Here is a 13,317-nt window from a genome sequence, read left to right as displayed (position 1 = left end):
CTTTATAACCTTGCTAATCTTACTGATTATAACCGGACCAATTTGGATAACTCTACTTTTCTGAAAGAGATGGTGATATGGATCCCCAGATAAAAGAACTCCTTACACATATGCAAAAGATTCTGAATGCCCGGAATGAAAACTATCACATGATTGAGGTCCTCACAAAGAGGAATGAATTGCTTGAGGAGCTTTATTCTGAACTTCATAAAGAGTTGTTGGAACTTGAAAAATCTGTAAAGTAGGTGGTTAAATGCCGAATAGAACTATTAAAGAGAGTATCTGCACCAGTGAGAACATCAATAATCTTACTCCCGAAGAAGAGGTGTTTTTTTACCGCCTTATCACTAAATGTGACGACTTCGGGAGATTTGATGCCAGACCGCAGGTACTTAGAGCAATGTGTTTCCCCTGGAAAGTTGATCAGATATCAATTGAAACCATAGAAAAGTGGTTACAGTCTCTGGTCAGAGAAAACTTAATAGTTCTTTACACATTTGAAGGTAAACCATATCTTGAGATGGTTACCTGGAGAGACCACCAGCAAGTGAGAGCAACAAAAAGCAAGTACCCAGGACCTGATGACGAAGGCTCACAATTGATATCAATTGATATCAATGGAAATCAGGAGAAAGCAGTTGTCACCGATATACGTAATCGTAATCGTATACGTAATCGAATTAATACGGTGCAAAACGATGCTTATTCGCCTGAGTTTGAAACATTTTGGTCTCACTATCCACGGAAAGTCGAGAAAAAAGGAGCTTATAAGTGCTGGAATACCCGTCTTAAAGAGGGGGTTAGTCCAGAGGATATGATCATGGCTGCCAAAAATTACGCGGCCGAATGCAAGCGCAAAAACACTGAAGAGCAGTATATAAAACATCCCAAGACGTTTTTGGGCCCTAATACGCCTTTTATGGAATATGTGCCTAAGGACGAGCAAGAGGACTGTGGATATGGGGAGCCCCCGGCGCAGAGGGAAAGTAGTCCTCCAGTCAAGGATGAAGTAATCGAACTTTGGAGGCGTAAACAGGAACGACTTGCAAGGGAGGCATTAGAGAATGCCAGAGCGGATACCTCCTAACAACCAAGAAGCGGAAAAAAGCGTATTAGCCGCATGCCTGGTCAAAGAAGATGCCATCATCGAGGTAGCGGCTAATCTCAAGCCTGAGGATTTTTTTAACTATACCCACCGCGAGATTTATAAGGCCATGCTAAAGCTTTGCGAGGAGCATGTAACCGTAGATATGGTCAATCTCTCGGAAGAAGTGCGCCGGACAGGGGCTAAGGTGGAGTTAGCCAAGATCGTAGAAATAGCCAACTTCTATGCGAGCGATGATCTACAGCGGCACATGCAGATCGTGAAGGACAATGCATACTTGAGACGCTTTATCTCAGTATCATCGACCTTTGTAAACCGATGCTATGAAAAAGACTACGAGAACCTTGCGCAATTCAAAAGCGAGATAGAGGACCAGATGCTTTCCCTGAATCAAGACCAGACCGGGAAAATAGTCTCCGCCCGGGAGGTACTGAACTATCACTTTGACGAGATTATGTCTCGGAAAAAGAGTGACCCGAAAGGGATTAAGACGCATCTCTCTGGCCTTGACTGTTACCTGTCAGGGATCCAAGCTACTGACTTCGTGATCATCGCAGCCAGACCAAGCGTAGGAAAAACCGCTTTTGCTCTACAGATCGCTGCCAAAAATGCCCTGGACAAAAAGCCGGTGTTCTTTGTGACACTGGAAATGTCCAAGGAGCAGATCGCAGAAAGAATGCTTATTAACTTATCCGGAATCGACGGGAAGAAACTTAAAATTGGCGAGCTGGACCCCGGGGAAGAAAAGACACTCTCATTCTATCTGGGGAAGCTGACAAATGCCCCCATCTACCTTGATGAGTACGCTACAACAGTGGCCGACATACGGGCAAAAGCAAGGAGATTGAAAAATACTAAGGGGCTGAGCCTTATAATTATCGACTATCTGCAGCTCATGGAGGCAAAGGCCGAGAATCGGACCCAGGAGGTGACAAAGATATCCCGTGGACTGAAACTACTGGCCAAGGAGTTACAAGTGCCGGTGATTGCGCTAAGTCAGTTGAACAGGGCCTCCGAATCGAAAGCAGATAAGAAGCCAGGTATGTCTGAACTGCGAGAATCAGGTGCCCTTGAGCAGGATGCAGATATAATCATGCTTTTACATAGACCAGACCGGGAGAAGCAAGATGCGGAGATTATACTTGCAAAACATCGTAATGGGCCGATAGGGGCTATTCCCTGTAAGTACGATGCAAAAATTATGCGTTTTTACGAAACATGGGTCCAGGAAGCCCAGGTAATAGAGAGGACGGGAGGAGTTGAGTATGCTCAATAGAGTAATTCTAATCGGCCGCCTTACGAAAGACCCGGAATTGCGATATACCCCAAGCGGTACGGCAGTGGCAACTTTCACCCTGGCCGTGAACAGGAACAGAGCCAATCAAGAGGGGGAAAGGGAAGCGGATTTTATCCCCGTCGTAGTTTGGCAAAAACAGGCCGAAAACTGTGCTAATTATATCGGCAAAGGGAGCCTGGTGGCTATCGATGGGCGCCTACAGGTAAGGACTTATGATGGTAAGGATGGACAGCGCCGCTGGGTAACGGAAGTGGTAGCTGAGAATGTGCGGTTTTTGGACAAGCGGGAGAAGGGATCTACTTTAGAGCAGATCGGGAAAGAAGTACCTTTTAGCGATGATGATATTCCATTTTAGGGGGAATGTTTGAAATGACGATAAACGAGTTAGTTAAACAAGCACATGAAAACGCAAAAAAGAAAGGCTTCTGGGATGAGAGGCGGGAAATAGGTACCCTGCTTGCTTTAATACATAGCGAGGTATCCGAGGCCTTGGAGGCGGACCGAAAGGGACGCTGGGGTAATTTTGCAGAGGAGATGGCTGATATTGTTATCAGGGTTTGTGATTTGTGTGGTGGACTGGGGATTGACCTGGAATGGGAAATTATCCAGAAGATGAATAAAAACGCCCTTCGAGAACGATTGCATGGGAAGAGATACTAATGACCAGACTCAGCATGAAACAGGCAAAAGAACTGGGCATTGAGATGCCTAAGTCTAGCAAGTATCGGGCAAGAAAGGTAACAATTGACGGAATTACCTTCGACAGCCAGAAAGAGGCAAACAAATATTGTGAGCTAAAGCTTTTAAAAAAGACGGGGTAAATAATAGACTTTGAGTTGCAACCGGAGTTTGAGTTACAGCCAGGGTATCGCGATATTCACGGATTATGGATAAGGCCAATTAAGTATATAGCTGATTTTCGAGTGATGTATCCAGACGGACGTCAGCAAATTATTGATACCAAGGGATATCGAACAAAAGAGTATGCTATCAAAAAGAAACTGTTTAAGTTTAAATACCCGGAAATTGAGTTTGTGGAGGAGTGAGAGTTGAATGGCTGCTAAAAAGTTTAAAAGCGATGATCTTGAAAGTACTCTCTTTGGGGATAGATTGCTTTGGGAAATTGAAGAACTTTTTGAGACATTTGAAGATGAAAAGATTGATTGTGAACTTAAAAACAGAATTGCTATTTTAAGTGAGCGGTACGAAAAGATTTATCGTGAGTATGGGAGAGAAAAAATAAAAGGAGCAGTAACAGTTTTATTAGACAATTATTTTACTGATTATGAAGCTGATGAATTGACAAATAGATTTTTAAATTCTTGCGGGAAATATGAAATATACAAAATTTTTCGTGATGTAGGCAATATGGTTTTAAAATATTTTGAAATAAAGGCGACTGGTTGAGAAGTGGAGGAGTGAAACATGTTCTACATCGGTATAATGGTGGCGGCGATAGTCCTTGTAGCTATAGTGAAGATTGCCGCCAGGACACAAAGGCAGAAAGAAGCCATGAGGCGACTGGTTAATATACGTTACCCGGGACTGAAATAGCGGAGGTATAAGCATGAATGCGATTGAGTACAACATCCGCCGGCGGGATATAGAGTACACGGAGGAGCAATTTAAGACCCCCATATGCCAGATCAATATAGCCACTGGCGAAGGCTATAACAGGATAGATGAGATATGGCGGTACATGCACTGTGAGATTATTGTGATTTAGAAAGGAGAGGGGGAAGGAGAAGTGAATCAAGAGGCTAAGGAAAAACTTGAACGGACACTTCGAGAATACTGGAAGAGTAAGCAAAAACTCTGGGGCTTAGAGCGTGGGCTCGAACTTGTAGAAAAAGAAATAAAAAGATGCCGGACAATCTTAGCCGAAAAAGAGGACCTTATTCCTTCCCCGACTCAACTATCTTTTACGCTAGGTGTAGCTGGTGGAGGTTCATGTGAATTTACTCCAGTTGAAAGAACATTGCAGTTATATGAAATGACACAAATATCCTTAATTCAACGTATTAAAGAACTGAGACAAAAGCAGGCACAATTATCCCAACGAATTTTTAAGATAAGGTTTTCAAATGACTGGATAGATTATATTGCGGAAAACCACCTGGATGATTTTGAGAGAAAAATATTCGAGCAGTGTTACGCCTACGGGCGGAGTAATATCCAAGTAGGTATTGCTCTCAATTGTGATGAAGCCACAGTCAGAAGGAAGAGGGAAAAGATACTGCTGACGTTCTATGAGTTTCTGCGAATCCGGGCATAGGAGGGAATGTTTGTGAAAAAGTGTGACATACATAACTGTGATATAGCAAAAACAAGGAGTGAGCAATGTGACTAATGATGAAATGTACAGAAAAATGTGCGTTCTGCGAACTGAAGATGAAATATTGGGATGCTATATTGAAGGACACCACGATATGGAACAGTTTAAAAGGGTTGCGGTTGATTTCTTAAAAACAGAATGTGATATGGAAGTACCTGAAGAATATAGAGTGGCACGCAAAGGTTATTACAAAATTATTCCCCGATTTAAAGGGTGGTCCATTTTATACTTTTCGGAAAAACCTATGAGAGGTGCTAAGCCAATCATGGAAATGCAGTACCTATGATGTTAATTTAACGTAGCAAGGCAGGTGATTAGATGGATGCAATTGGCTTTAAAGTGGAGAAGCTTGTTTATAAAACCTGAAGATGAGGTTATAAGTCAGGAGCCAATCAGCTTGGGAGGTAAAGTGCTTAGACCAGGTATGGTATTTGACAGAATAGGTGAAAATGAAAGAACCGCTGTAACAATGCAGGAGGGTTATTATCTTGAATATGCTGGACTTTTAGATGATAAAGGTATTAAGCATTTGCTATTTAGGGAATATTTGCAAGATTGGGAGGGTTGGTATCAGGCTTATATATATATCGATGAGCATACACTGCTTGAACAAACAAGCCCATACGGTTTTAGAGATATTAGATGCCAAAGTTTAGAGCCTGTGGAAAATCCGAAACCAAAGAAGGTATTTAGACAATTGTGTTTCTTTTAAGTAACTGCACAATACAACGATTATGTGAATTAGTTAAAGGAGTGGTTTGATGTATCAAGTTGGTGACAAAGTGATAATAACCGATGCTATGGATAGAAGCTATATTGGCAAAATAGGTATAGTTGAGGAAGTAAGCACACATGCTCCGTATTGCTGTAAATTAACTATTGATGGTAAGAAAGGTTCATGGGCATGTGCTTGGTTATTTAGTTGTATAGAGAAAGTTTAATGCACATTCCAAAGAAACAGTTGTCTTAAACGATATCCTGGGACATCTTTAGCAGGTATGGTTACCAGAATGTACCCTGAAAAAAACAAGTAGCAAATGCCGAATTTTCGCCGAATTTCCGCCGAGTTTTTTCTCTGATTTGTAGTATATTGAGTATAAGAAGTATAGGCACTTGCAGAAGCAGGTGCCTTTTATATTTTAGGGAAGTGAGGTAAATGAAATATCGATGCAAACTGTTCGAGGTGACCGTATTACTTGGACACAACAACAAAAGAGGCAGAAAAAAGGCCCCTGATGCAGTAAGGGTTATCGCTGCAAGAGATTGTGTCCATGCACGGGACCGTGCCAGGAGGATTCTATGCGGTGTGAAAGAGATTATAGCTGTACGGCCGGCGAGTGTCGCTGATTTGATTAGCCGGTCGAGAGAAAAGGGAATTACGCTAAGCTTGAGGTGAGTAGGTATGGGCTCTAAGAATAAAGTAGATGACAAAACGATAGAGAAAATCAAAGCCCTGCTTGCCACTGGTAAGGCAAAGAACGCAGTGGCCAGGGAACTGGGTATCTCCTGGGCAACTGTAGATAAGTACTCACAGGAAAACGCAGATGAAATCGAGGATTTGCGAGAGCAAAAAAGAAGGGAATTTATCAATGAGGCCTGGGAAGACATAAAAGCCGCGATGTTTCTGGGTAGGCAAAAAATAAGGCTGGCCACGGTGACTCTTGAGAACTTCCAGCAGACTATTGATAAATTAGTGGAACTTCTTGAGAAGAACGAGGAGACTAATGGGAAGGACATCATCGAACTTATTAAAGCCATTTCCAGTGTGACCAGTATTCCGCTGAGTCACATTTCTACTTATTTTGGTACCCTTTACGATAAACAGGCCCTGGCCAATGGTGAGCCTACTAACAACCTTGGTGGAACCCTCAAGGTAGAGTTAGATGGTGATTTGGACAAATGGGCGCAGTAGTAAAGCTAAAAGGAAAACCGCAGCCAAGGCAGGAGGAATTTTTCCTTGATACGCACAGGCACATAGGATACGGAGGGGCCCGAGGCGGTGGCAAGTCCTGGGCCATGAGGCGAAAATTTGTTTTGATGTGCCTTAAATATCCGGGAATTGATATTTTACTGTTACGCCGGACATATCCCGAACTCTACTCTAACCATGTACTACCATTGATGGAAGAATTGAAAGGAATAGCCAAGTACCGGGATAAAACCCATGAATTTGTGTTCCCCAACAGAAGTAGGCTTGTTTTAGGCTACCTAAAGCTGGAGAAAGACGTTTTTCAATACCAGGGGCATGAGTACGACGTAATTGGGCTTGAAGAGGCCACTAATTTTACTGAATACCAAGCCAGGTGGATGCGAACTTGTAACCGTACTACAAAAGCGGAATTAAAAGCCATGGGGTTTTCCCCACGGATGTATTATACTGCTAACCCCGGGGGGCCAGGGCATGGATGGTTCAAGAGGCTGTTTATTACCCGTGAATACGGACCAAAAGATAACCCAGATGATTACTCTTTTATCCCGGCTAGGGTGTATGACAATAAAATACTGATGGAGATAAACCCGGAATATGTCCAGGACCTTGAGTCCTTGCCTGATGATTTACGCAGAGCCTACTTAGAAGGGGATTGGGACGTATTCGCTGGCCAGTATTTTAGCGAATGGCGCCGGGACAAGCATATTATTAAACCTTTCCCCATTCCCCAGGGATGGAAAAGGTTCAGGAGTATGGACTGGGGATACAATGACCCCTGTGCTGTTTACTGGCATGCTGTGGATCCTGAGGGAAGAGTATACACCTACCGTGAACTTTACATTACCCAGACCAAGGCCTCTGACGTTGCGAAGAAGACCCTGGAATTGAGTGAAGGTGAGAATATCGCTTATACCGTTGCTTCGCCCGATATTTGGGCCAAGAGAGGAAATGACGGGTTACAGGGTGAGTCAATAGCTGAGACCTTTATTAACAATGGAGTGATGCTAACAAAAGCCGATGATGACCGGTTAAACGGCTGGCAGAGGATGCATGAATATCTTGCCGATGCACCGGATGGAAAACCCTGGTGGCAGATATTCGATGTTTGTCAAAACCTAACCAGGACCCTCCCTGATCTCGTACATGACGAGCATAGGGTAGAGGATGTTGATGATAAATGCGAGGACCACGCCGCTGAAAGCTGCCGTTATGCTCTCATGAGCAGGCCCAGCGTTAAAGCAGCTTCATTTATCGCACCTGATGCAAGAACCAAGCCAGCTCAACCAGGTACAGTACAGAATCTTATTAATTTACTCCAAAAGGAGAGAGAAAGAGAGGAAGAGGAATCATGGCTGGAACGATATTGATATTCCTGACAGGGGCTTTTGTGGCCTTTGTTTCTTTTATAGCCGGTATGTACTTCACCGACAGGTTAAAGCAGAATCTGCCTGTGGTGGCAATACCGCAGAAGCAAGAACAGAAAAAGCTTGTGGATGATTATGAGGAAGAAAAGCAGTGGGCAAATAGATACAACATGCATGTGGATGAGGATGAGGAGTGAGGTGATACCCCTTGGAGGAGATAAAAAGCCTTACCGACAAACTGAAAGACAACCCGGCGGGGCTAATACATGAGCTTGTGGCTACTACTAATAAGGCCATGGCTCCTAAGTACCAACGCTGGCAAAGATACCGCAGGAAGCTCAGAAACGAGTGGTATATCAATAATCAGTGGAGCCAGAGGCCGTTATACTCTACTAACTACTTAAGGAGTAAGGTAGAGACGGTGAAAGCCTATATCTCCCAGCAGTTGCCTGTGCCGGAGGTGAAAGGACAGGAAAGAAATGATGATATTGCAGCAGAAGTAAAAAACAATGTCCTGCAGTGGGCTTTACGTATGGCCAAATGGGAGAAAAAAGCCCGGGAACTTGCCCATGAAGCGGAAGTATGCGGCATCGCCTGGATAAAACCAAGACTAGATCCCGATGCTTTCAATGGCCAGGGGATTGTGGTCTATGATGTAATACCCTCTGAAAATGTAAAGGTAGACCCCAAGGCTACGGAACCGGGTAACGCCCGCTGGATTATACAGCATATACCGGACGTTTCTGTGGAAGAAATTGAAGCATTCTACGGTAAAAAGGTCATTGGCAGTGATAAGGAAGATACGAAGAACGATAATAGGCCTGATGAGCAAAAAGCATCCACACCAGGGCAGACCTGTGATGTCTACGAGGCATATATCAGGGATTATTCTATGGAAACAGCAGAAGAGCCGGTTGAGCAGGAAACAGAGCAAGGAGTCGTGCAGGTTCTAGCAAAAGTAAAGCGGCGTAAGTACCCCAACTGGCGCATGATTGTGGTAGCAGGAAACACTGTACTGGCTGATAAACCTGTTGATAGGTTGCCTCTTAAGCCATATTGGCCTACGGATGAAACGGGAAATATGTATCCTCCTTCTATCGTAGAGATGGCAGAGCCGTTGCAGGACTTGGCCGATGCCATTGATGAGCAGATTTACCGGAACATCCGAATGACCGTCAAGCGGCAAAGGATAGTAAGCAGTGCAACGGGTTTAACTCGCAATATGATAACGGACGCTGCCGGTGAAGTATACATGGTAAGCGGTGACATTGACAAAGCCATGAAGTGGGATGAGCCCACTTTACTAGGACAAGAGATATTTGCTTACCGGAAGGAAATCGAGGAGCGTATCTCAATCGTCACCGGAATCTTCTCAGTAGCTCAGGGTAAGCCGGAATTTAATATACAGACTTATTCCACAGTGGCAGCCCTACAGGATGCTTCCACCAGCACCATTAAAATGAGGCTCAAGCTCCTGGCAGAAACAGCGGCAGAAGTAGCTCAGGAGACTTTGGCCCTCATTAAAGAGAATTTCGGGCCTTACCGGGAGATCAAGATTGCCGGCGAAGGTGTATATCGCATCATCGATGAATACCCTGCCGAACTCCAGGAGGCAACGGAAGAAGAAAAACGCGCCTGGATGGAGCAGAACGGCGTTGACCTGGTGCTTTCAGACATAGATGAGCTGCACGATATAGTGGTGCAGGCGGAGAATGCGCTGCCGGCGGACAGATCAGCTAGGGCACAGGTATCTCTTAAACTAATGGAAACGCCGGCAGAGGATGGTCTGCCTGTAATTACGCGTAAGGCGTTGTTGGATGCCCTCGATTATCCCAAAGCATCAGAGCTTATCAGGGAAATTGAAGAACTCAAAAACCAGCAGACCATGCAACAACAGCAGGAAATGCTGATGCAACAACAATTGATGAATCAACCTGGGATAGATGGTGGTTTACAAGTCTAAACCGCCTTTTTTTATTCTCATTTAGTGCGCAAAAAATTATGATCAAGGCTTAGATAGTAAAAGGCCAAGCTTGCCAAGTGCAAAGACAGCCCCCTATCTGGGTACAGTCAAGGAGGAAAAGAGAAATGGAAAAAATCATGGAAAAAACGGTATTTCCCTTCAAGATGAACCTTCAAATGTTTGCCGATACACTCCCCGAACCGGCGGACACAGAACCAGGTAATGACCCTTTGTTTATTGACGATGACTCGGACGATAGTCTCGATGTTTCTCCCGGAGACAATCCGGATGGTCCTGAGGGTGATAACTCTAATGTTGATCCAAACAACCCTGACACGGCAGATCAGCCGGAAACGCCTGAATCCCTCAAGGCCCAACTAGCGGAGGTACAAAAAAATTACCAGCGGCTGGAGCGAAAGTTTACGAAGGCAACCCAGGAACTGGCCCAGTATAAGCAGTCTGCAATCCCTCTGTATGACTACATCTCCCAGAGGCCAGACCTGGCGGCTCAAATTAATGCGCTCATTGAGCAGTATCCTGACAACGGGCCGGTATTCCAGCAGCCGCAGGTGGACCTGCGTGCAGAGTACACTGTTATGCAAAAACTGGCCAAAGATGCTATGTTTAACCAGCATGAGGCTGACATTCAGGACTGGGCAGAGGATAACGGTATTCCTTTCGAGACTTTTGCCGAAAAGCAAAAGGCTTATCTCATGTGGAAAGGGGAAAATGCCGAAAAACTGGCCCAGCAGGCGGCTCTGAACGCACAGAAAAAGGTAATCAATAAACAAAATCAGCGTAAGAACGCGGCCACTTTAGGGCCTAAAGCCCCCAGTGCAGTTCCTGTAGACTACAAAAAGATGTCTAACCAGGAGGTGTTGACGAGCCTGGGGCTTTCGCTTTATACGGATGATTAAAAGGAGGATAGATAAACCATGGCTCTTAACTACAATGCCATTACGGCACTTACCAGGAAGAAACATGTTCCAAAGTTAGTCGATAACTTTTTCAACTCTCACCCCCTTTTGGTGCTCTTAAAGAAAAGAGATAAGGGCTATAGCCCCTTTGAGGGCCATTCTATCGTGGAACCCCTGATGTATGGGGAACTAAATAATGTTGGTTCCTACGGAGCTTATGACACCACCAACTACGACCAGTCCACACCTATTACTGCAGCCGAATTTGCCGTGAAGCACCTGGTTGCACCTATCACCCTGAGCTTCCCCGAAGAAGTGCAAAACCATGGCTCAGATGTGAAGGTCCTGGATCTCCTGGATGCCAAGTACCAGGTTGCCGAAGAAACACTGATGAAGAAATTCTCTACCCAGTTGTATGGTGATGGTACAGGAAACAGCGGCAAAGATATCACCGGTCTGGGCGCCTGCGTGGCCGCAAGCGGAACTTACGGGAATATTTCGCCCGTCGACTTCGCCGGCTGGGTGGCCCAGGTTGATTCCAACTCCGGACAAGCGAGACCTCTAAATACCCGCATGATGAGAAGGATGTTCCTCTCCTCTTCCGACGGGCCGGATAAGCCTGATCTTATTATTACTACGGACAAGATATGGAACAGATATGCGGAGATGGCAGAAGGAAAACTGCAGCTCTCTACCAACAGTAAGATGCTAGCCGATCTGGGATTCCAGGTCCTTGAGTTTATGGGTGTACCCATCGTTGCAGATAAGGACTGCACTGCCGGTACTATGTTTTTCCTAAACACTAAGTACCTGAAACTGCGTTACAGTCCGATTGCTAACTTCAAGGCCACGCCTGTACGTCCTGCCGATACTTATATCGGTATTAAGCAGGAAATTCTCTGGTCCGGTAACCTCACCTGCTCCAACCGTAGACGGCAGGGTAAGATTACCGATATCGATGAGACTGGTTACTAAAATAGAGGGGGCTAGCCGCTCCCTCCTAGGAGGTGCAGTATGAAAGTAGTTAACCAGGGTTCAAGAGATGCCAAAGAGACGTTCTTTGGCCATGGGACATTCGAGATTAAGGCCGGTGAGACGAAAAACATCCCGGAAGAGGTTTATATCATATGGAAACAACCAAACTTCTGGGGCGGCGGCGAATGCCCCTTAATCTCTGTTGAAGAAATAGCGGAAAAGAAGACCGCCGAAAAAGAACCTGAGAAGAAATTAGCCCGGAAAAAAGAGAAGGAAGGAGAGGAGTAACGGATGGCTTACACATCTAATATTACATTTCTGGCCAGTGCGGCCAGGACAGCATCCGGCGAGAGCGGAGCCATGAATCTGTATGATGCCGAAGAACTACTGCTCTTCTTAAATGTTAAAGCTGCTTCTGGCACTTCACCTACGCTGGATGTCAAGGTTCAAGCAAAAAGTCCTGAGGGCGATTGGTACGATTTAGCTAGCTTCACACAGGCTACAGCTGCCAAGAAAGAAGCCAAGGCGATCTCCGGCTTCGGTCAAGATGTGCGTATCTCTTACACTATAGGCGGGACCAGTCCCAGCTTTACTTTCGCAGTGACTGGTATCGCCAAACATAGAAACTAACCATGGATAGAACTGAACTATTCGCCCTAGCACAGGGTAAGGATAGAGAAACTTTAAAAAGAGAACTGATGGAAAGAATACCGGGGATGCTGGCGACAGCTCCCCGCTGGTTCTTATCTATGACTTTTGAGGAAATAGCGGAAGCGCTGCTCAAGGAGGTAGAGGGGAATGAACAGAGGGGAACTGAGAAGTAGGATTAGGACAGAATTACTGGAGCCTACACCGGCCAGATGGACGGATAATCAACTAAATGATTACCTCAACTTCATCCAGGAGGACCTGGCAGATGTATCCCAGACCCGTTTGACGGCCTCTGTAAACGTGACAGATGGAGTAGCCTTTTTCCCCTCTACCATCCGTATCCCCGAATCTTTTTGGTGGATTGATGGAAGCAGGCGGACGAAGATCACGCCTGCACCTTTTGAGGTTATTCCCGACACTACGACTATGGGAACGCCTTATTATTATCTTAAAGACGGTAGTACAATTACTGTTTTCCCCAAGGCCACAGGAACGATACTGGTGAGAGGCATTAAACAGCCCACTCCCATGACTGATGATGCTCACAGTCCAGAATGGGTTGATTATCTGGTGTATGAAGCCCTGATTGCGGGTACAGTGTGGCAGGCTTATCTGTCTGACGGAGATCCCCAGACTCAGGCCTGGGAGAAAAAATACCTGGCTAAAAAGGCGGATTTTGCCGCACTGGAATTAAAACGCAATCCGCAGAGGGTTTTCATTCAATCTGATGAGGAAAGTTACCCTATTGATTCGGTAGGATACTTGTTATCAAGGGGTTGA

General features: G+C 45.2%; 22 protein-coding genes and 1 pseudogene. All 23 read left to right on the top strand.

Features of this window, described 5'->3' with window-relative positions:
- The first annotated feature begins 77 nt into the window (after nucleotides 1–77).
- The gene (locus tag BR63_RS05760) at nucleotides 78–245 is read left to right on the top strand and encodes a hypothetical protein (RefSeq protein WP_153802158.1); all 168 of its coding nucleotides are present in this window, start codon (nucleotides 78–80) and stop codon (nucleotides 243–245) included.
- An 8-nt stretch (nucleotides 246–253) separates the two neighbouring features.
- Complete coding sequence (locus BR63_RS05755) at nucleotides 254–1,087, top strand: hypothetical protein (RefSeq protein ID WP_051966123.1); 834 nt, start codon at nucleotides 254–256, stop codon at nucleotides 1,085–1,087.
- The gene (dnaB, locus tag BR63_RS05750; RefSeq protein ID WP_051966124.1) at nucleotides 1,065–2,381 is read left to right on the top strand and encodes a replicative DNA helicase; all 1,317 of its coding nucleotides are present in this window, start codon (nucleotides 1,065–1,067) and stop codon (nucleotides 2,379–2,381) included. The genes BR63_RS05755 and dnaB overlap by 23 nt, the downstream gene beginning before the upstream one ends.
- Complete coding sequence (locus tag BR63_RS05745; RefSeq protein WP_034424665.1) at nucleotides 2,371–2,757, top strand: single-stranded DNA-binding protein; 387 nt, start codon at nucleotides 2,371–2,373, stop codon at nucleotides 2,755–2,757. The genes dnaB and BR63_RS05745 overlap by 11 nt, the downstream gene beginning before the upstream one ends.
- A 14-nt stretch (nucleotides 2,758–2,771) precedes the next feature.
- A complete protein-coding gene (locus BR63_RS05740) occupies nucleotides 2,772–3,062 on the top strand; it encodes a pyrophosphohydrolase domain-containing protein (RefSeq protein ID WP_034424667.1) in 291 nt (96 codons plus the stop codon).
- Nucleotides 3,062–3,448 (top strand): annotated as a pseudogene (locus BR63_RS05735) (DUF1064 domain-containing protein). The gene BR63_RS05740 and the pseudogene BR63_RS05735 overlap by 1 nt, the downstream one beginning before the upstream one ends.
- 7 nt (nucleotides 3,449–3,455) lie before the next feature.
- Complete coding sequence (locus tag BR63_RS05730; protein WP_034424669.1) at nucleotides 3,456–3,809, top strand: hypothetical protein; 354 nt, start codon at nucleotides 3,456–3,458, stop codon at nucleotides 3,807–3,809.
- 18 nt (nucleotides 3,810–3,827) lie between these two features.
- Nucleotides 3,828–3,956 (top strand): hypothetical protein, encoded by a 129-nt coding sequence (locus BR63_RS19730; protein WP_276568955.1) that lies wholly within the window; start codon nucleotides 3,828–3,830, stop codon nucleotides 3,954–3,956.
- A gap of 13 nt (nucleotides 3,957–3,969) precedes the next feature.
- Nucleotides 3,970–4,128: a hypothetical protein gene (locus BR63_RS05725; protein ID WP_153802159.1), complete on the top strand. Its 159-nt coding sequence runs from the start codon at nucleotides 3,970–3,972 to the stop codon at nucleotides 4,126–4,128.
- Nucleotides 4,129–4,149: 21 nt separating this feature from the next.
- A complete protein-coding gene (locus BR63_RS05720) occupies nucleotides 4,150–4,677 on the top strand; it encodes a hypothetical protein (RefSeq protein WP_034424671.1) in 528 nt (175 codons plus the stop codon).
- A 67-nt stretch (nucleotides 4,678–4,744) separates the two neighbouring features.
- Nucleotides 4,745–5,023 (top strand): hypothetical protein, encoded by a 279-nt coding sequence (locus BR63_RS05715; protein WP_034424673.1) that lies wholly within the window; start codon nucleotides 4,745–4,747, stop codon nucleotides 5,021–5,023.
- Between the two features lie 36 nt (nucleotides 5,024–5,059).
- A complete protein-coding gene (locus BR63_RS05710; RefSeq protein WP_034424675.1) occupies nucleotides 5,060–5,449 on the top strand; it encodes a hypothetical protein in 390 nt (129 codons plus the stop codon).
- Between the two features lie 49 nt (nucleotides 5,450–5,498).
- Nucleotides 5,499–5,678: a hypothetical protein gene (locus BR63_RS05705; protein WP_034424677.1), complete on the top strand. Its 180-nt coding sequence runs from the start codon at nucleotides 5,499–5,501 to the stop codon at nucleotides 5,676–5,678.
- Nucleotides 5,679–6,139: 461 nt separating this feature from the next.
- The gene (locus BR63_RS05700) at nucleotides 6,140–6,649 is read left to right on the top strand and encodes a hypothetical protein (RefSeq protein ID WP_034424681.1); all 510 of its coding nucleotides are present in this window, start codon (nucleotides 6,140–6,142) and stop codon (nucleotides 6,647–6,649) included.
- The gene (locus tag BR63_RS05695; protein WP_034424682.1) at nucleotides 6,637–8,034 is read left to right on the top strand and encodes a phage terminase large subunit; all 1,398 of its coding nucleotides are present in this window, start codon (nucleotides 6,637–6,639) and stop codon (nucleotides 8,032–8,034) included. The genes BR63_RS05700 and BR63_RS05695 overlap by 13 nt, the downstream gene beginning before the upstream one ends.
- On the top strand, nucleotides 8,016–8,228 hold the full coding sequence (locus BR63_RS05690; RefSeq protein ID WP_034424683.1) for a hypothetical protein: 213 nt from the start codon (nucleotides 8,016–8,018) through the stop codon (nucleotides 8,226–8,228). Before BR63_RS05695 ends, BR63_RS05690 begins: the two co-directional genes overlap by 19 nt.
- Nucleotides 8,229–8,239: 11 nt before the next feature.
- Nucleotides 8,240–9,994: a portal protein gene (locus BR63_RS05685; RefSeq protein ID WP_034424684.1), complete on the top strand. Its 1,755-nt coding sequence runs from the start codon at nucleotides 8,240–8,242 to the stop codon at nucleotides 9,992–9,994.
- A gap of 125 nt (nucleotides 9,995–10,119) precedes the next feature.
- Nucleotides 10,120–10,911, top strand: coding sequence for a hypothetical protein (locus tag BR63_RS05680; protein WP_034424686.1), 792 nt, complete (start codon nucleotides 10,120–10,122; stop codon nucleotides 10,909–10,911).
- Between the two features lie 18 nt (nucleotides 10,912–10,929).
- Nucleotides 10,930–11,886 carry a phage major capsid protein gene (locus BR63_RS05675; RefSeq protein ID WP_034424688.1) on the top strand — a complete coding sequence of 319 codons (957 nt, stop codon included), beginning with the start codon at nucleotides 10,930–10,932 and terminating at the stop codon, nucleotides 11,884–11,886.
- A 39-nt stretch (nucleotides 11,887–11,925) separates the two neighbouring features.
- Nucleotides 11,926–12,174, top strand: coding sequence for a hypothetical protein (locus BR63_RS05670; protein WP_034424690.1), 249 nt, complete (start codon nucleotides 11,926–11,928; stop codon nucleotides 12,172–12,174).
- Nucleotides 12,175–12,177: 3 nt separating this feature from the next.
- Nucleotides 12,178–12,516, top strand: coding sequence for a hypothetical protein (locus tag BR63_RS05665; RefSeq protein ID WP_034424692.1), 339 nt, complete (start codon nucleotides 12,178–12,180; stop codon nucleotides 12,514–12,516).
- Nucleotides 12,517–12,518: 2 nt separating this feature from the next.
- Nucleotides 12,519–12,710: a hypothetical protein gene (locus BR63_RS05660; protein WP_034424694.1), complete on the top strand. Its 192-nt coding sequence runs from the start codon at nucleotides 12,519–12,521 to the stop codon at nucleotides 12,708–12,710.
- Nucleotides 12,685–13,317 (top strand): phage adaptor protein, encoded by a 633-nt coding sequence (locus BR63_RS05655; protein WP_034424695.1) that lies wholly within the window; start codon nucleotides 12,685–12,687, stop codon nucleotides 13,315–13,317. Before BR63_RS05660 ends, BR63_RS05655 begins: the two co-directional genes overlap by 26 nt.

It is taken from the genome of Thermanaerosceptrum fracticalcis (assembly GCF_000746025.2).
In the GTDB taxonomy this organism is placed as follows: Bacteria; Bacillota; Peptococcia; order DRI-13; family DRI-13; genus Thermanaerosceptrum; species Thermanaerosceptrum fracticalcis.
The sequence above is the reverse complement of the archived record's forward strand: the minus strand, read 5'-3'. Positions and strand labels throughout refer to the sequence as shown.